The sequence below is a fragment of the Acetobacter sp. ESL1128 genome, from assembly GCF_058505085.1.
Genome location: NZ_CP196369.1, coordinates 262275 through 280425, shown reverse-complemented (window position 1 = coordinate 280425; position 18151 = coordinate 262275). Strand labels below are relative to the sequence as shown.

17 protein-coding genes are annotated in these 18151 nt (G+C 58.0%); 5 read left to right on the top strand and 12 right to left on the bottom strand.

From position 1 onward, the window contains the following. Positions 1 to 40: 40 nt before the first annotated feature. Positions 41 to 235, bottom strand: a complete 195-nt coding sequence (locus ACSYTG_RS01330) for a hypothetical protein (protein ID WP_489783606.1) — start codon at positions 233 to 235, stop codon at positions 41 to 43. Positions 236 to 502: 267 nt separating this feature from the next. Here ACSYTG_RS01330 and ACSYTG_RS01325 point away from each other — a divergent pair, with 267 nt between their 5' ends. Beyond that, complete coding sequence (locus ACSYTG_RS01325; RefSeq protein WP_086646983.1) at positions 503 to 1393, top strand: transglycosylase SLT domain-containing protein; 891 nt, start codon at positions 503 to 505, stop codon at positions 1391 to 1393. A gap of 100 nt (positions 1394 to 1493) precedes the next feature. Here the strand turns inward: ACSYTG_RS01325 and ACSYTG_RS01320 are convergent, their stop codons facing one another. The 4 genes from ACSYTG_RS01320 to ACSYTG_RS01305 all read right to left on the bottom strand — a co-directional run bounded on the left by ACSYTG_RS01320 (position 1494) and on the right by ACSYTG_RS01305 (position 6957). Continuing rightward, the gene (locus ACSYTG_RS01320; protein WP_489783604.1) at positions 1494 to 2612 is read right to left on the bottom strand and encodes a hypothetical protein; all 1119 of its coding nucleotides are present in this window, start codon (positions 2610 to 2612) and stop codon (positions 1494 to 1496) included. A 346-nt stretch (positions 2613 to 2958) separates the two neighbouring features. Beyond that, a complete protein-coding gene (locus ACSYTG_RS01315) occupies positions 2959 to 3480 on the bottom strand; it encodes a hypothetical protein (protein WP_143221949.1) in 522 nt (173 codons plus the stop codon). 262 nt (positions 3481 to 3742) lie between these two features. Then, positions 3743 to 5341 (bottom strand): tetratricopeptide repeat protein, encoded by a 1599-nt coding sequence (locus tag ACSYTG_RS01310; RefSeq protein ID WP_489783602.1) that lies wholly within the window; start codon positions 5339 to 5341, stop codon positions 3743 to 3745. 41 nt (positions 5342 to 5382) lie between these two features. Beyond that, positions 5383 to 6957, bottom strand: a complete 1575-nt coding sequence (locus ACSYTG_RS01305; protein WP_489783600.1) for a glycosyltransferase family 9 protein — start codon at positions 6955 to 6957, stop codon at positions 5383 to 5385. A 270-nt stretch (positions 6958 to 7227) separates the two neighbouring features. Here ACSYTG_RS01305 and flhA point away from each other — a divergent pair, with 270 nt between their 5' ends. The 4 genes from flhA to ACSYTG_RS01285 all read left to right on the top strand — a co-directional run bounded on the left by flhA (position 7228) and on the right by ACSYTG_RS01285 (position 11988). Beyond that, positions 7228 to 9423, top strand: a complete 2196-nt coding sequence (gene flhA, locus ACSYTG_RS01300) for a flagellar biosynthesis protein FlhA (RefSeq protein WP_086646173.1) — start codon at positions 7228 to 7230, stop codon at positions 9421 to 9423. A 35-nt stretch (positions 9424 to 9458) separates the two neighbouring features. Next, a complete protein-coding gene (locus ACSYTG_RS01295; protein ID WP_086646077.1) occupies positions 9459 to 10319 on the top strand; it encodes a P-loop NTPase family protein in 861 nt (286 codons plus the stop codon). Positions 10320 to 10375: 56 nt separating this feature from the next. Continuing rightward, complete coding sequence (locus tag ACSYTG_RS01290) at positions 10376 to 10549, top strand: hypothetical protein (protein ID WP_489783598.1); 174 nt, start codon at positions 10376 to 10378, stop codon at positions 10547 to 10549. 209 nt (positions 10550 to 10758) lie between these two features. Then, positions 10759 to 11988: an O-antigen ligase family protein gene (locus ACSYTG_RS01285; RefSeq protein WP_491706435.1), complete on the top strand. Its 1230-nt coding sequence runs from the start codon at positions 10759 to 10761 to the stop codon at positions 11986 to 11988. 59 nt (positions 11989 to 12047) lie between these two features. Here the strand turns inward: ACSYTG_RS01285 and ACSYTG_RS01280 are convergent, their stop codons facing one another. The 7 genes from ACSYTG_RS01280 to ACSYTG_RS01250 form a co-directional block, all read right to left on the bottom strand. Beyond that, positions 12048 to 12434 carry a DUF8776 family protein gene (locus ACSYTG_RS01280; RefSeq protein WP_143221947.1) on the bottom strand — a complete coding sequence of 129 codons (387 nt, stop codon included), beginning with the start codon at positions 12432 to 12434 and terminating at the stop codon, positions 12048 to 12050. A gap of 26 nt (positions 12435 to 12460) precedes the next feature. Then, positions 12461 to 13021: a chemotaxis protein CheD gene (locus ACSYTG_RS01275; RefSeq protein WP_233129090.1), complete on the bottom strand. Its 561-nt coding sequence runs from the start codon at positions 13019 to 13021 to the stop codon at positions 12461 to 12463. Continuing rightward, positions 13018 to 13407 carry a response regulator gene (locus ACSYTG_RS01270; RefSeq protein WP_025828767.1) on the bottom strand — a complete coding sequence of 130 codons (390 nt, stop codon included), beginning with the start codon at positions 13405 to 13407 and terminating at the stop codon, positions 13018 to 13020. The genes ACSYTG_RS01275 and ACSYTG_RS01270 overlap by 4 nt, the downstream gene beginning before the upstream one ends. 88 nt (positions 13408 to 13495) lie before the next feature. After that, positions 13496 to 14536, bottom strand: a complete 1041-nt coding sequence (locus ACSYTG_RS01265) for a protein-glutamate methylesterase/protein-glutamine glutaminase (protein ID WP_086646080.1) — start codon at positions 14534 to 14536, stop codon at positions 13496 to 13498. Between the two features lie 3 nt (positions 14537 to 14539). Further along, positions 14540 to 15382 (bottom strand): CheR family methyltransferase, encoded by an 843-nt coding sequence (locus tag ACSYTG_RS01260; RefSeq protein WP_086646081.1) that lies wholly within the window; start codon positions 15380 to 15382, stop codon positions 14540 to 14542. Beyond that, complete coding sequence (locus tag ACSYTG_RS01255; RefSeq protein ID WP_086646175.1) at positions 15382 to 15837, bottom strand: chemotaxis protein CheW; 456 nt, start codon at positions 15835 to 15837, stop codon at positions 15382 to 15384. Before ACSYTG_RS01255 ends, ACSYTG_RS01260 begins: the two co-directional genes overlap by 1 nt. A gap of 47 nt (positions 15838 to 15884) precedes the next feature. Further along, positions 15885 to 18125: a chemotaxis protein CheA gene (locus ACSYTG_RS01250; protein ID WP_489783592.1), complete on the bottom strand. Its 2241-nt coding sequence runs from the start codon at positions 18123 to 18125 to the stop codon at positions 15885 to 15887. Between the last annotated feature and the right edge of the window lie 26 nt (positions 18126 to 18151).

Sequence of the window (18151 nt, the reverse complement as noted above, 5' to 3'; positions counted from 1 at the left end):
CTTGAGGCGGTTCCTCATATACCTGTTTACCCCTGGTTGGTCAGCCCGGCACACTGTGCAGGCTCATCACGTCAGCTTGTGCCATAAGAATAGGCGCGCGGGCCAGCACATTCAATGCCCATGTAACCCGCCACGGCGCATGCCCAAAAGCCTTTTTTGCCCACACCCCCACTCCGGGCCTGCCCAAGCGCCATGCGCCCCGCCATGCCCCAAGCTCAGGATCATGCAAAATCATGGCGTGACTCCGGCACCCAACAGACGGGGAAGGCAGAACTATTGGGGGAACAGAGCCGGCAGGGGCAAGGGTGTTTCGGGCCATGAATCCTTGCATAATCCGTACCGCAGGACTACAGCCGGGTGAAAAATCGGTCAGGCAAGGCCAGTATTACTTGTGCATCGCCCAGTAGAGTCCTTACATGACTGCCAAGGAACCACCACCAGCCAAGGAGCCAAGGGCCCCGTTGTGCGGGTAACCCCCGCCCCGAGCCCCGCCAGACTGCGCATGACGCCACCCTTCCCCCGCACCCGGCCTGCCCGCTGGCTCCTTGGTGTTGTAACCTTGGCGGGCACTGCCCACATGGCCGCACACACCCCGCAGGCCCACGCCCGCTCTGCCGAGGCCGGGTTATGCACGGAGGCCACGGCACAGGCCGAACACAACCTGCATATTCCCGACGGGTTTTTATCCGCCATGGGGCGGGTGGAGAGTGGCAAGGTCGAATCCGATGGTACGGTTTCCGCCTGGCCGTGGACCATTAACGCAGCAGGCATAGGCCACCACTACAACAGTCAGGCCGAGGCCGTAGCGGCTGTACAGAGCTTCCGCCAGCAGGGTATCATGTCCATTGACGTGGGATGCATGCAGGTCAACCTGCAACAGCACCCCGATGCCTTTGCCTCGCTCGATCAGGCGTTTGACCCGCTACGCAACGCCATGTTCGCGGGCGGCTTTCTGCTCCAGATGTATGACAAGACGGGTAGCTGGCCACGGGCAGCAGCGGCCTACCACTCCCAGACCCCCGGCATAGGCACCCCCTACCAGTGGAAGGTGCTGGAAGCATGGGCCGTGCCGCAAGACGGGCGGGAAGGCCCGCAGCTTGCACAAAAATCACCCCTTATGCCGCAGGTGTTCCCGCACCCTGTAACCCCCACAACCCGCCACGGCCCAATGATGGTGGCAGAGGCCAGCACCGGCACAGGCCCGGATGGCATGCCCCAGATCTCCCACCCCAAGGTGTTTCACCCCTTTCAGGGCATGCGGAACTTTGTGGAGCCCGGGCCAGTGGGGAACAGTCGGGGCGGTGGTATGCGCGGGCGCTCCCTTGCCTCCTACAGGGCGGCCCCCGTCGCGCGGGCCAGCGCCCAGCGTATAGTGGCGCAAGGCAGCGAATAAGCCAAAACGCCACACAGGGTTGCCTGTGTGGCGTTCCAACAGGCCAGATAACCGTTGGGCGGTTGGTCATCAACCGCCACAACCCCCATGCTCCGGCTGCTTAATTTTTCTTGTAGATATAAAAACTGTAACCGGGATACTCAGTTTGGGAAATCTGGCTGTATCCGCTCATATCTATCGCATATATATTTGCCAAATAGAGCATACTGGATGGCACTATCCGTATGATATAAGTGTCATCCCCTGAATTGAACTTTTCTCTTTCCAGCTTTTCCCATGCCTGTGGGTTATCAGACTGATATGCCGGAATAAGTTTGTTTTTTCTGCCATTCCTGTACGTGATGAACCTATTAAAATCGCACGACACAAAAACCTTGCCATGCAGGTTTTCGGCAACGGTTTGCACATTCCCATAAATTTCAAAGCTTTTCTGGCGCAGTGCAGTGTATGCCTCATCGTCCTGCTCAATCCAGTAAGCCTGCTGTGGAATGTAATACAAAAATGTAACAGCCACCTGCGCCGCCGCGGCCCCGACCAAAAGGCAGGTCAGAATTTTCTTCCGCAGTGCATTAAGGAGTTCGGACTTCTGGCACGCAGAAATCAGACCCAATATAACACACAGGGAATAGCAGAACCCGTGCCATGGATAGCCGGGAGAAAACCTGAAAATATAATTGTAGAACAATACAAAATTAACAATATTCAGAAATAAGCATAAATATCTTTTTGTAACTACAGGAATCAATATCGCAACAATAAACAGGGATATAACATTAATATTTGAGTAGTTATACCCCAAGGAGTTCACGTGATCCCATATCTTGCCATCCCGATCGAACAGGAAGGTCATGAAGTCTGATTGCGCCGGGTAGGCAGAAATACCCAGAACCGTTTTTTCCACAGAATAGAGGAATGAGTAATTCCCCAGCACATACCCCAACGCAAACAGAATAGTCGCTTTAATCAGTTTCAGCGGGCTGAGCAGAATGTTCAGCAAAAGCGTTCTTAGTTTTGCATCGCAGAGAATGAATGAAAAAAGCCCTGAAAGGATAAAGATGTTATACGGCTTCCAGGACAGCATAAACCCGCAGGCCATGCCAAAAAGATAAAAAAGAACGGGCTTACGGGTCTCTGAAAAATATGCTTTGAGCAGAATGTAAATGGTAATGGCGAGAGAAAACACAGTAAACGGAAAATCGTAATATACCTTGCCGCTCAAGTAGTACCAGATCCCGCAGGATGATACGAATATACAGACAATTACGGAATTAACGTTTTTACCAATATACTTGAATGCCAGAGAGTTAACTGCAAAAAAACCGGATGCCATAAAGAGCATGCTGGCTATAATAAATGAGCTGGCTGGGTAATGCGCAATAAGCGATGAGATTTTGACAAATAAGGTCGAAAACCCGTCTTTGCTAAAATGCCCAAAATTATGCTGGAACCCGGAATACAACTCAAAGTCCGGAACATAATAATGGAATCTATAAAATACGCACAATAATAAAAAATACAGAAATGTTAAAACAGTTACATTTCTTTGCATATAATTCTGCACAATATTATACCTTTGTTTTATCGTAATTATCCATTGATCCAGACAGCTTTCCAATAAGCTTCATGATACCAGAAAAAATGAATGCTTTTTTTGTCGGGACATACGTGCCTTCTGGCGTTTTTTCGAGAAATTTGGCCATCTGTGCATCGTGGATCCGCTTTTGGAAAACAGAATCTGCAAACTGTTTCTGAAAAACATCTTCCTGAATTGCGCCATTCTCTACGGCGTAAAACACCAGATGGTAGGAAATGGACCTGTCGATAAAGACCGGCCCAAAAACCGAAAACGTAAACAGGACAAAAAAGCCGATCACGGCCACAAGAAAATTTTCAAATGATGATTTAATAAAAGAATATTTTTTGACAAAATAAACCATCCCGATCGGAATCAGGGCAGACAAAACAGTGGATACAAAAAAGATGCTCAAACCAAACAAATAACTTTCACATCTCATTAATATTAAATAAGAAAAGACTAACGCAGCACAATAGGCCGTGAAAAAATAAAGCGTTTTTCTAAATGGCATTTTAATTCCAATCAATATTTTGTATTGATAATAGCCTCGGCCAGTAGCAGCAACATGCTATGTTGTCTAGCTCTTACGGTTTGACGTGTAAGAGAGGCAACCCGCAAAACACCTTACAACATGCAGGCCCTTAACGGGCAGTCTGCACGCATCCAGCACATGCCTGCACCAGCCCGCGCGCTGTGGATAAGGGCCGATCCGTTGCGCGCCAGAGTGCCACACTCAAACGGCTTCATACAAAACCAAACCTGAGATGACCGACCTAGTCCAGCGCGCCCTTGCCCGGCTGCCATGTTGCAGCCCATGTGCGCAGGGCCGCCCCCATCTGCTCCAGCACCGGGCCAAGCGTGCGTTCCTGCGCGCGAAAAATACGCATGGTGGGGTACCAGGGGGAAGTTTCCCCCGTATCTCCCCACCGCCAGCATCCATCCCACCGGCTGAGCAGCCACACCGGTTTGCCCAGCGCACCCGCCAGATGCACGACCGATGTATCGACCGAAATCACAAGGTCCAGATTTTCAATCAGGGCGGCGGTGTCGGCCATGTCGTGCGCATGGTCCATAATGTCGCACACCGGCTGGCCGTGCCAGGTAGCAAGGTCCTCCCGGCGGGGGCCAAGCTGGAGGTTGACCAGTGTGGCGTCCACCGGGGTAATGGCGGCCAGCATCTGCCCCGCTGTTGTGGAGCGGCGCTGGTCGGTTAGCACATCCATGGCTTTTGTGCGCCGCCCTCCGGACCACACAAGGCCAATACGGGGCCGCCGCGCAGGCAGCAGTTCCGCCAGACGCGCACAATCGGCCGGCACAGTGCCCAGATAAGGCACCTGAGCAGGAATATCGGCCAGTGTTTCCAGCCCCATGACAAAGGGCAGGTCGGGAATGGGCAGAATGGCATCATACCCATCCTGCGGAGCAAAAGCCTGCTCCGTCACCACCCGGACCTGCGGGAAGGCAAGGCTGAGCAGGCGGGTAAGTGTTGCGGGCACCACCAGCGTAACCCGCGCCCCCTGCGCCACAACCATGGGCAGGTAACGGATGAACTGGAGCGTATCGCCCAGCCCCTGCTCCTGATAGAAAATCAGGTTTCTGCCCTGCAGGGGGTCCCCTTTTTGCAGGCGTGGCAGGGACAGGTACCAACTGACCGTATCCTGCACCAGCCCGGCGCGGGCAAAGTAATAGGGTGCGCCTTCTTTAAAATGCCCGGTTTTGAACAGGGCCACCGCATACCCCATGCCCGTGCTGGCATTATGGGGGTCGGCTTCCAGCGCTTTTCTGTACCAGCCCAGCGCTTCTTCCGACCGGTTCAGGCGTTGCAGCACACAGCCCATATTGTTGAGCAGCGCGGTCGTGACCGGTTTTTTATCCCTGAACCACGCATCCAGCACCATAAACCCTTCCTGCGCGTAGCCCGCATCCAGCAGGGCCACCACCAGATGCTCGCATGCATCCTGATGCAGTTCTGGGTGCTGCTGCATGATCTCGGCAAAAATGCGCAGACCGGCGGCAACGTCCCCCTTGGTGACCAGCGCCGTGGCTAAAAAGACCTTGAGCTGGGCCATATGGGGCAGCGCAATCAGCACCTTGCCCAGAATGGCCACAATAATATCGTAGCGCATGGTGTAGGTGGCCAGCACATCGGCTGCGGCCAGCAGCAGGGGCAGGTTGTCCTGATGCGCGGCAATAACGTCCAGCACAAGGCGTTCGCCCGCAACATACTGCTGCACATCAAAGATCAGCGTTGCCAGACTTTTAAGCCCTTCGGGGGTGGGGTTCTGCAACAGGGCCTGTCTGGCCTCCCACAGCCCTTCCACGGTCATGCCTTTGGGCAACCTTATGGCGGGGGCTTGTGCTGGCTGTTCCATTGGCTGGTCCTTTGTTTTCTCCACGGGTGTCGCCAGTGCGTCTAGGGCGTGAGGTGGGTGGCGTGCCATGTGGCCACCCATATTTGCAGGGCCTCACCCATCTGGCGCAGCACGGGAGCAAAGGAGCGCTCCTGCGGGCGGAAAATACGCATGGTGGGGTACCATGCCGTGGTTTCCCCACTATCCAGCCACCGCCAGCAGGCATCCCACCGGCTGAGCAGCCACACCGGCTTGCCCAGTGCGCCCGCCAGATGCAGGACAGACGTATCAACCGAAATTACAAGGTCCAGACTGGCTATGATCGCGGCGGTATCGGCCATGTCCGTTACGCTGTCCATCAGGTCACAGACCGGCTGGCCATGCCATTCCGCCATATCCTCCCGCGGGCTGCCAAGCTGGAGGCTGACCAGCGTTGCATTCACCGGGGTCAGGGCGCCTGCCATAACGGGCAGCGTGCTGGACCGGAGCTGGTTGGCCATGACATCCTGCGCGGATGTCCGCCTGTCCCCCGACCAGACCAGACCAATACGCGGCCCGGCTGCTGGCAGCAGGGCGGCAAAGCGCGCCACGTCCTGCGGGTCCGCGCGCAGGTAGGGCATTGTATCGGGAATATCCGCCGTGCTCTGCATCCGGGTAACATAGGGCAGGTTGGGGATGGGCAGGGCGTAATCATACCGCTCATCCAGCCCGAACTGCACCGCGTCACGCACGATCAGGTCCGGGTAGGACTGGCTGATCAGCCGCACAAGGGCGCTCCCCACAGCCACAGTCACCCGTGCGCCGCGCGCGACCAGAGCCGGGGCAAAGCGGATGAACTGGAGCGTATCACCCAGCCCCTGTTCCTGAAACAGCACAACTGTTTTGCCCGCCACATCGTTATCGGGTTGCAGGCGGGGGAACTGGGCAAACCATTTTGTAACCGATGTCAGCTTATGAGCGCGCTGGGCAAACAGTTCCCACCCCTTGGCGTAATGGCCTGCCTTGAGCGTGGCAATGGCCGCACCAAGCTGGATGCCCTCATCATGCGGGGCCAGACGCAGGGCCTGCTCGTACCATGGCAGGGCTTCCCCCGCGCGGTTGAGGCAGCCCAGCGCACACCCCACGGCATTATACAGTGCGGGTTGCCCCGGCTCCTGCTGCACGGCAAACAAAAGGATGTTCAACGCTTCCATCGGGTAGCCCATGCGCAGGAAAACCTGCGCAATCTGCACCGTGGCTGCCACGCGCTGGCTGGGATAGAGCTTGATGATATCCGAAAACAGCGCCGTGCCACCCGCGAGGTCCCCGTTCACGATCAGGGCCTGCGCGAGCATGATCTTGATGGCGGGGTTATCAGGCTCAAGCAGCATGGCCTTGCGCAGCAGCGCCACGGCAATATCGTAACGGAAAACATGGGTGCTCAGCACAAAGGCGGCAACCAGCAGATAAGCCACGTTATCGGGCTCACGCCGCACCATTTCCAGCGACAGTTTAACCGCCTCCCCCGCCAGTTCGGCCCGGCACAGCTCCTCGCAGAGCTGGCCGACACTCATGGGCGTGGGATTTTGCAAAACGGCGTCTTTGCGGGCCACCAGCTTTTGCATATTGGCTTTTTCAGGTTCCCAAGTCGCTTTCATGTCGCCTTATCTGCATCCTGTGGTCATGGTTGGCGATCTTACCATACCGCCCCGACTTAACCATACCCAACCCGCCGCAATACCCATGGTGGACGGGGCCGTACGGGCAGAACCATTTTCTGGCCTTGAATTACACTTGATGATAACTGTAATGGCAGGGCACAGGCATGGCTTTGCAGGGCGCTGTCCGGTTCAGGTGCGCAGCAGGATGGACCGTTACACACTCCGCCGCAGGCCGTGCTGCCCGAAACACAAAAGGAAACGTGGTTCTTGGATACTGCCGATGGCAACTCGGTCAAAAAAGCCGCCGCAGGTAAACTGGCGGACAAGACCGCAGCCGCGCGCCTGAGGTTTGCATCGGGCTCGCGCCTGCTGACCCATGCGGCAGGCACCCTGCGCAATGGCGGGTGGAAAGCCCTGCCCTGGCGTGCCGCCGTTCCGGGGACCGATATCGGGCTGGCACTGGGCGTGGTGCTTTTGCTGTCCATCCTTATCCTGCCGCTGCCCACCTTTATTCTGGATATGGGGTTGTCCATCTCCATCACCTCCTCGGTGCTGGTGCTAATGGTGGCGCTGTTCCTTGAACGCCCGCTGGATTTTACCTCCTTCCCCACCCTTTTGCTGCTCACCACCCTTTTGCGCCTCTCGCTGGAAATTGCGACCACGCGCCTGATCCTCAGCCATGGCAGCGAAGGCCCCTATGCCGCTGGCCATGTTGTGGCGGCCTTTGGCGGGTTCCTTATGGGCGGGGATGTGGTGATCGGGGGGATCATCTTCTGTATCCTGCTGGTCGTGAACTTCATGGTCATTACCAAAGGGTCCGGGCGTATTGCGGAAGTGGCGGCCCGCTTCTTCCTCGACTCCATTCCCGGCAAGCAGATGGCCATTGACGCGGATCTGGCCTCCGGCGCGATCAACGAGCGCTCCGCCCGTGCCAAGCGCAAGGAGCTGGAGGAAGAAAGCGCGTTTTACGGCTCCATGGATGGTGCCGCCAAGTTTGTGCGCGGGGATGCCATTGCCAGCATCATCATCACCGCCATCAACATTGTGGGGGGGCTGACCATTGGTGTGCTCCGCCACGGCATGCCGCTGAGCGAAGCCGCAAGCACCTTTACCATGCTGACCGTGGGTGATGGCCTTGTCTCCCAGATTCCGGCGCTGCTGGTCTCCACCGCCGCCGGTATTGTGGTGACCAAAGGCGGCACGGATGGCACGGCGGACGTTATTCTGGCCCGCCAGCTCAGTGGCAACGCCAAGCCGCTTGGTGTGGCGGCCGCGCTGTCTGCCCTGTTTGCCCTTATGCCCGGCCTGCCCGCCTTCCCCTTTCTGGCCATTGCAGTGGCGGCTGGCACGGGTGCCTGGCTGCGCAGCCGCGCCCCCGCCGCCGACAGCGATGGGGACGTAACCGAAATTGCCCCACAGGCTGCCGCCACCCCCATTTCCGACATTCTCAAGCTCGACCTGCTCCGCCTTGAGCTGGGCTTTGGCCTGCTGCCCCTGACAGGGGGCGACACCCCCCAGCTTGCCGAGCAGATCAAGGCGCTGCGCCGCTCGGTTGCGACCGAAATGGGCTTTGTCACCCCGCCTGTGCGCATTCAGGACAACATCCACCTGCCATCGGAAAAATACGTCATCAAGCTCAAGGAGATCGAGATCGCCTCGGGCGAGGTCCGGCCCCACAAGCTGCTGGCCATGACCCCATCTGGTGGCGCCCCTCCCGTGGCGGGCGAAAAAACAACCGAACCCGCCTTTGGCCTGCCCGCAGTGTGGATAGACCCTGCGCAAAAGACCAAAGCCATGGCCATGAACTGCACCGTGGTGGACCCGGCGAGCGTGATTGTCACCCATCTGAGCGAGATGGTGCGCAGCAACCTGCCAGACCTGCTGACCTATGTGGCCACACAGGCCCTGCTGGACGACATGCCGCGTGAACAGCAGAAGCTGGTCAACGACCTTATTCCCTCGCAGGTGCCGCTCAGCACCGTGCAGCGCGTGTTGCAGGCCCTGCTGGCCGAGCGTGTTTCCATCCGTGACCTGCCCACCATTCTGGAAAGCATTCAGGAAGCCTGCGGCATGGGCCTGCGCGGCATTGGTCCGCTGGCCAACCATGTGCGCATGCGCCTGTCCCGCCAGATCTGCAACGCGCTGGTCGGACCGGGGGGGTATATTCCCATTGTAACCCTTTCCCCCAAATGGGAATCGGATTTTATGGCGCATATTACCGGCCCGGCAGAAGACCGTAAGCTGGCCATGCCGCCTTCCATGCTCAATGTTTTTGTGGGAAAACTGCGCGATACATTTAACGCCCTTTCCACAAACGGCGAAATTCCGGTTATTGTTGTCGCCTCCCCTGTAAGAGATTCCATGCACGCCATTGTCGAACGGGTACGTCCTTCCATTTCCGTTCTGTCACAAGCTGAGATATACCCACGTGCCCGGATCAAGACGGTTGCGACCATATCGTGACAGTCCGCCAGAAGACCGCACCATGGGAGTAGAATATGCAGGATAGTCCCTCCGACACCGCAAGCCAGAAGGTTGCGGAGCGCCGTCAGGGAAACACGCGGGAGGAATCAGCCGTGCCGGAACAGGCCACGGATGACAGCACAACCGCGACCAATGGCGTGGCCCTGCCGGTCAGCCACCTGACGGTAGAGGACATTCTGCGCTGGCATTCCGTGCCGCAGCCACTCATTCAGGCTCTTGCCGGCAAAACACTGGCCGACGGGCTGAGCAATGTGCTCTCCTTTGGCACCCTGCCCGATGCCACACAGACCCCCCTTGCCTTTGGCGGGGCATCGGGGTCGGGCAAAACACTGGTGCTGGCCAAGCTGGCCGCACGCTACATTCTGGCCGAAGAGCACAAGGACCGCCCGCCGCCGCTGATTATTGCGTGCGACCATACAGCGGGCAGCTTTGCCAAGCTCTCGGCCCTGCTCCAGCCGTATAATATTCCCATCATTCAGGGTAACTCGCCCGAAATACTGGCCGATGCCGTGCTCCACAAGGAGCCGGGGCAGCCTATTCTGGTCGATCTTCCGGGCATTTGCGTCTATTCCCCCGTCAGCATGGGCAGAATGATGCAGATGGTCGAACGCGTTGGCGCAACGCTCAGCCTGGTATTGCCTGCCGGGCTGGATGCCGAGGAATCGGCCGATATTGGCTACGCCTTTGCCCAGCAGGGTGCCACCACCATGGTTGCCAGCAAAATGGATCAGGCTGGCCGGGTGGGGGGCATTATTGCCGCCGCCGCCTGTGGCTTAACCCTGACCTACGGCAGCTGCTCCTCCAGCATTGTGGGGGGGCTGGTGCCCCTTAACGCCCCCATTCTGGCAAACCGCCTGCTCACCCTGCCCTCCTGAACACCGGAGGGTAGACCACGGGGCAGAACCACCGGGCACAGGCTGCTGCATACTGTGTGGCCTCCCCGCTCCGCCTCCCCTGCCTGTGCAACTCCGGGCCGTTTGCAGGCAAAACCGTAGCCAGCCACAACAGGTTTTTCCGCACACCCGCAGCCCATCCCCCTTACGCAGGCACGCAGGCACGCAGGCACGCAGGCGCAATAGCTGCATGGGCGGCGGAACCTTCCTAGAAAAATCCTGATCGTTCCTGCCTCTTTTACAATCCTTCATCATCAGGCCACCACACCTGCTCCCCCATACACCGGCGCTCCTTGCAGGTGGTTTAAGAATGGCTTTTGCGCACAGAGTCTTTTAATATCCGGCGCAATTGGAGAGCCCCGGCATGACCTTAAAAAAAATCCTTACGTCCTGTGATCTGTATTTAAAAAAAATCTCTCTGGTGCTCTGTGTTTTACTTCCCTTTTTTCAATTACGCGGCCGCGCCATAGCGGATCTGAGCATCCTGTTTATTGCAATAAGCTTTTTGCTATACTGCATTTTTGAAAAACATTACCGCTGCCTCCTGCGTGGGTGGTTCCCTTACGCTCTGGGCCTGTGGGGGGTTATTGTTGCCTCCTCCGCAATCAACGGGTCCACACATGCCGTTCTGGAGGCCATAGCGCTCCTGCGTTATTTTGTTTTTGCCAAAGCGCTGGAAGAATGGCTACTGGACAGCACGCAAAAACAGCAATTACTGGGCCTGTGCGTAACACTGGCCGGGGTATGGATTATCTGCCTGTGCTGGGAGCAGTATCTGGTCGGGGTGAACCCGTGGGGCTACCCGCGCTGGCAGGATGGCGCTCTTACAGGGCCGTTTTTTAAGCCACGGGCCGGGCCACCGCTCGCCATCATCATGTTTCCCGGCTTGATGATCTACCCCATGCGTATGGTGCAGAAAAAGGAACTGGCCCAGAAGCTGGCAGGGCTTGCCCTTATGTCCTTTTTGCTGCTGACCATGGTCATGATCGGGCAAAGAATGCCTGCACTGCTGGTGTTTTTTGGATTTTTCCTGTGCGCCATGCTCATTAAAACCACACGGGTCATGGTGCTGCTGGCAACGCTATCCGGTTTTGTGGCGCTGGCCCTTCTGCCGTTTATCTCCCCTCCGTCCTACGACAAGCTGGTTCTGCGTTTTTTTGAGCAGCTCGGGCATTTTTCGCAGTCCCCCTACGGCCAGCTTTATATTCGTGCGCTCAACATGGTTCATGCACACCCGTTGCTGGGGCTGGGGTATAACGGTTTTCGGGCCCATTGCGGCGAGACAACCTATGTATACGGGATCCCGCAATTTGCTCACATGGTTGCCGGGCAGGACATAGGCGCGGGGTGCACCATTCATCCACACAACACCTATCTGGAAATCGCCACCACAGCGGGGCTTTCCGGGCTGTTCCTGTTTGTATGTGTGGTGCTGCTGTGGTTGAAAAAACTGCTGCTGGCAGCCCTTGCGAGCCGGGACCTTATGCAGGCCATGCTTTTTATTACGGTATGCATGCTGTTCTGGCCGCTTGCTTCGACCAGTTCCCTGTTTACGGAACGCACAGCAGGGTGGGTCTTTTTAATGGTCGGGTGGGGGCTGGCCCGTGCGCGGCTCCTTGGCCGTGCACACGCCCCACAAGCCGGGGCATAAACCGCACAACCCGCTACGTGGCGTAAGCAGGGCTTACGCCAGCACGGGCAGTATGGGCGTTAAAACAGGTCCACTTCGCCCGAGTGGCTGTCCGTTTCCGCCTGCACACCGTGGCGGAGCACCTGAATAACATGGCAGAGCTTAACGCCCTGGCTCAGAACACCAACATCCAGCGGCTGTGTTTCGGTCTGCCCGTAAGAGGCCACCAGATTTTTGAGCACGGTGGAGACGGCCTCTACCGTTTGTGTGGCGGAATCCAGCCGTTGCAGGGCCTGCACATCCGCATCACTCAGCGGGGCGGCGGCCATGTTTTCGCCTACCACGCGCTGCACACCCGTAAAATCCTGATAAGTCTCATCCAGCAGTTCTACCAGATGGTCCATCACATCGCGCATACTGCGTTCGGTCCCGGCTGCACCATGGGGCAAAGGGGGCACCACATCCATGTTCTTCATCCTCTCCGGCCCGGCTTTTAAAACAGCTCGACCTCGGAACTGGCTTCTCTAGCCCATTTCCGCTCTGCTTCAGCCTCACGCCGGCTGTAGGCGACTTCCTGCTTGCCAATACCCTGCACGTCCTGCACCAGATTCTGCTGTGCACGGCCCGTTGTTGGCCAGAACCGAATACGCCGGGCCAATGTGCCGCCCAAGCTCTGGGACACGCAGCGGATACCTTCATCCACCAGATAATGGGTTACAAAACGAATATTTTCCTGCCCGATGCGGCCCAGACTAGGCACTACGGCCGCACCGCCAAAAACCTTGCACACCAGCCGGCTACGCTGCCCCCCGGCCTTGAGCAGACCGTTGACCAGCATTTCCATGGAGTTCACGCCAAACCGCATGGCGGTGCCGGATTCACTCGCTCCCCCCTCTGGCAGCAAAAAATGATTAATGCCACCAACACGTGCAAGCGGGTCAAACATGCAGACCGAAACACAGGAGCCAAGCAGTGTTGCAAAAACCACTGACGGATCGCCAGAAATTTCCACTTCTCCCTGAATAACCGTTTTAACTACGGAGTGGTCGTTCACTTGATAGGCCCGAACACCTTTTCCAGAACCTCACGCAGCTTGGCTACGGTGTAAGGTTTGGCAAGGAAGTTGTTAACACCAGCCTTGACCGCTTCCTGCACCAGATCCTTGCTGGCCTCGCCGGTCAGGATGATGAACGCCACTTTCTGGATTTTCGGGTTGCTCCGCACGGCGCGCAGCAGGGCCAGGCCATCCATAACCGGCATGTTAAAGTCGGAAATCACCAGATGCGTGGGGTTCTGGTCCAGATATTCCAAAGCTTCCTTACCATCCTTGCGCTGGGCAATGTTGGTAAAGCCGATTTCGGCCATGCTGTTAGCCAGAACCTGACGGATAGAGGCCTGGTCATCTACGATCAGGGCCTTGATTTGTGAAGCGGCAGGCATTTGTCTCCCCCTTATTCCTAGTCTCAATTCCAGCCATCAAAGACCGGCAGCGGATAAACAGGGCGGTTAAGTGCCGCCCTTTTTGAAGTTAGCGCGCGTGAATGGCCATGGCGGCAGAGCTGATCTGGCGCAATGGCACAACCTGACAGGCCGCGCCAATTTCCGCCGCAACCCGTGGCATTCCATAAACAACTGCGGACGTTTTGTCCTGCGCGATTGTATAGGCCCCGGCCTGCCGCATGTTCAGCAGCCCTTCGGCCCCATCCCGCCCCATGCCGGTCAGGATGATCCCCAGCGCATTGCGCCCGGCATGTTTGGCAACAGACTTGAACAGCACATCCACCGACGGGCAGTGCCCGCTAACGGGTGCACCGCTGATCAGCCGCGTTATGTATTTGCCGCCGCTGTTATCGATCACAAGGTGCCGGTCCCCGCCGGGGGCAATCCGGACCATGCCGGGTTGCAGCACCTCTCCGTCCTGCGCCTCGGCAATGGAGAGCGCGGGCATGGACTGGTTAAGCCGGTTTGCAAAGCTGGCCGTAAACAGCGGGGGCATATGCTGGCAGATAACAACCGGCGGGCTCTTTTGCGGGAACCCCGAAAGCACTTCTTCCAGCGCTTCTACCCCACCGGTGGATGAGCCAATGGCCACAAGGTCCACCGAGTTGCCCCACGTGGTCTGCGCGTGGCTGACCGGGGCCGAAGGCGTGCGCCGCTGAATGCGTGAAACCGGCTGAGAGCGGGCCGCCAGCACAACCAGCCGCCCAAGGCCTGCAAATGCATCTTCCCCCGGAGCCACGTTGTGTTTCGGGTAGCAGTCAAACGCCCCCATCTGGAGCGCCGTAATGGCTGTATCCGCTCCCTTGGCTGTCAGGCTGGACACCATGACAACGGGGATGGGGCGCATCCGCATGATTTTTTCCAGAAACTGCAGGCCATTCATCCCCGGCATTTCCACGTCCAGGGTAATCACGTCCGGCTGGTCTTTAATAATCAGGTCGCGGGCTTCCAGCGGGTTTGCCGCTTCACCACAGACTTCAATATCAGGGTTCTGTGCAAAGGAACGCTTGATCAGCGCGCGGATCGTGCGTGAATCATCAACAATCAGAACTTTTACTGGCTGGGCCATTAATCAGCTTGCTTTCCGGTAAATGGTCGGAGCCACCTGCTCCAGGCCGCACTGGCGGGGATTGGCCACTTTTTCGGAATGACCAACATACAGGAACCCACCGCTTTCCAGCTTGTCGGCCAGACGGCCCCACAGGCGCTCCCGCGTGGGTTCATCAAAATAAATCACGACGTTCCGGCAGAAAATAACCGAAAACTGCCCCCGCATCGGCCAGTCGGCATTCAGGTTGAGCACCTTGAACACCGGAAGCGAGCGGATATTGCCGACAAAGGTCAGGTTTCCCCGGTCATCGGCCTGCATGAACTGGTTTTTCTGGGTCGTGGAAATCCCATCCGTCTCGCTGGCAACGTAGGTTCCCGCAGCGGCCTGCGCCACCACGTTGGAATTGATGTCCGTTGCCAGAATACGCATGTCATACGATGCGGCCTCTGGAAAAGCCGACAGAACAGACATGGCAATGCTCCACGGCTCCGGGCCAGTGGAACATGCGGCAGACCATATGCGCCCACGCCCGCCACTACGCAGCTTGGCTGCAAGTGCTGGCATGACATTCTGCTCCATATGCACAAAATGCGGCCGCTCACGGAAAAAGCTGGTGACGTTGGTTGTTAACGCACAAACCAGCTTTTCCATTTCCGCCCGACCAGAGGGGCTTTGCACATAGTTAAGGTAAGCGTGGAAGCTCTCCATCCCGCTTTCGCGCACACGGCGGGAAACGCGTGAATACACCAGCGTACTTTTGGAATCGGGTATAAAAATCCCGGCTTCCTGCTTGGCGATCCGCCGCACCATCTGGAAGTCGGCGTCCGTATACTCCGGTTCGGCAGTAGAACGCGCGTCAACCATCAGGACGTCATCCCGCCTACCAGCTGGCCGACCACAACTTCCAGCCGGAGCACGCCAATCATGCGGTCCGCAATCATGACCAGACCGCTCAGGCTGCTATCTTCCTCCGCCACGGCCTGAATATCGGCCAGATTAACGTCAGCCATGTCGATCACCCGGTCCACCAGCAGGCCACACACGGTGCCATTGCGGGATTCCACAATAATCACCACGCGGCGCGGGTTGTCGGGCTGCGGTTCCACGTTCAGGTACACCGCAAGGTCGATCACGGTCAGGATAATGCCGCGCAGGTTGATTGCACCGCACACATAATGCGGGGCAAACGGCAGGGCTGTTGTTTTTTCAAACCCACGAATTTCGCGCACGCTCAGGATAGGAATACAATATTCCTGATCACCCACCGCAAACACGATCATCTTGACAAGTTTGGCGTCCGCGCCGGCTTCGTCCGTCATATCCATTTTCCTACTCAAATACAGATCGGCTGATGTGGTGTTGGGTTTTATGCCGCAAGCCCTGTGCGAACATCCGACGGTCGTGTGTCAATCCGCCCCAGAGCATTCGCAACCAGTGCGGGAACATCCAGAATAAGGGAGACGCTCCCATCGCCCAGAATGGTGGCAGCGGAAACACCGGCCATCTGCCGGTAGTTTTTCTCGATGCTCTTGATCACCACCTGTGCCTGATCGCGAATATCTTCCACAATCAGGGCCGCGCGTGCGCCGGACTCGTTTTCCACAACCAGGATCACGTCCTCCTCGGACAGGCTGGCCGTGCCGCCGCCGCCAAGCCCCAGCTCGGAGGCAAGCGGAATAAGCGGCATACATGCCCCGCGGATAGACACCACATTGGCGCCATCGGGCAGCATGTAAATATCCTTGTGGTTGACCATCATGGTTTCCACCACGGAGGACACGGGAACAACCATGGTGGACCCGGCCGCAACAATCAGCATGCCATCAAGCACGGCCAGTGTGAGCGGCAGGCTCAGGCAGAAGGTTGTACCCTGCCCTTCCACACTGCTGATTGTCACACGCCCGCCAAGGCCCAGAATGGCCTGCTTGACCACGTCCATCCCCACCCCACGGCCCGAAAGATCGGACACGGTCGCGGCTGTGGAAAAGCCCGGAGCAAAGATCAGGTTATTGATCTCATCATCCGTCAGCACGGCATCGGGGGCAATAATACCGCGCTTGACCGCAGTGGCCAGAACGCGCTCGCGGTTGATCCCGCCCCCATCATCCTTGATGGTGATGAGAATACGGCCAGAGCGATGCCCGGCAGAAAGCAGGATCTGCCCCGTGGGGGATTTGCCAGCGGCAATCCGGGCCTCGGCACTTTCAATCCCGTGGTCCACGGCGTTACGCAGCATGTGGGTCAGCGGGTCGGACAGTTTTTCAACCAGAGTGCGGTCCACTTCCGTGTCCTCACCCTCCAGCGTCAGCACCACGTCCTTGCTGGTCATGGAGCAGGCCTCGCGCACCACGCGCTGCATGCGCTGGAACACGCTGCGCACAGGCTGGGCCCGCACGGCCATGACGGCATCCTGAATATCTCGTGTCAGGGCCTTCATGCTGGCGATGCGCTTGATCATTTCCTGCTGGGCATCGTCTTCACGCTGGCCAATGGATTCCAGAGCGGCCTGTGCAATCACCAGTTCGCCCACAAGGTCCATCAGGTCGTCCACGCGGTGCAGGTCCACGCGGATGGTCGCCTGTTCTACCGGGCGGCGTGTGGCCGCAGCATTGCCAGCGGCAATAGGCGCCGTAGCGGCGGGGGTTGGCGCGGGCGGCATTTCCGCCATAATTTTTTCCGCAACCGTGCTGGGCGCAGGGCTGGCCGCCACAGGGGCCGGTGCGGGGGCTTCTGCCACGGGAGCGGGCTGTTCGGGCTCGGCCGGGGCGGCCTGTTCCTCGGCAGGCTGTTCCCCGCCGCTGGGGCCGGGGCCACCGTCGCGCGTGATGGTGACATCACACACATCGCTCACCCAGTCGAAGACCGTGTGCACGCTTTCCTCCGGCACGGCGGCGGGCAGAACCACACGCCATGACAGGTAGGATTTTTCGGTTTCCAGAGCACCCAGCGCAGGCAGGGCTGCGGTTTCGCAGGTGACCGTGCTAGCCCCACCGTGGGCCACGGCCACATCGGCCAGACCGATCAGCAGGTTACGCGCGTCATCCCCACGGTCATACATGGCAGTATGGGGGCTGAAGGTCACGACAAGCGATGCCGCTTCTGCCGGAGCTTCTTCCTCAAAGCCAAAATCGCCGAAGTCAAAATCGGCCATGACCGGCTCAAAATCCACCGGAACAGGCGTAAAATCAGCCGGGACGGTTTCTTCTTCCTTCTGCCCTGCAGTGCCGCTGCCTTCGCCAATAATGGCCTGAAGTTCAGCGCGGCTTTCGTCTATGCGGGCAGTATCAACCGTGGCGCCACCCTGAGCCTCGGCAACCAGATCGCTCAGAACGTCCATGGCCTTGAGAAAGGTTTTGACGATCTCTGGCGTTGGGGCAACACGGCCGGAGCGCAGGCCGTCAAGGGAACTTTCGAACACATGCGCAAAGCGGACAAGGTTTTCCAGACCGAACGACGCGGCCCCACCCTTGACCGAATGCACGGCACGAAAAACGGCGTTGATTGTCTCCTTCCCGGATTCACCATCCGAAAGGGCCGACAGACCACGCTCCAGTTCCTGAAGCTGCTCTTCACACTCCTGGAAAAAAACCAGAAGGATATCGTCCATGTCACCACTCATGCTGGTCTCTCTCC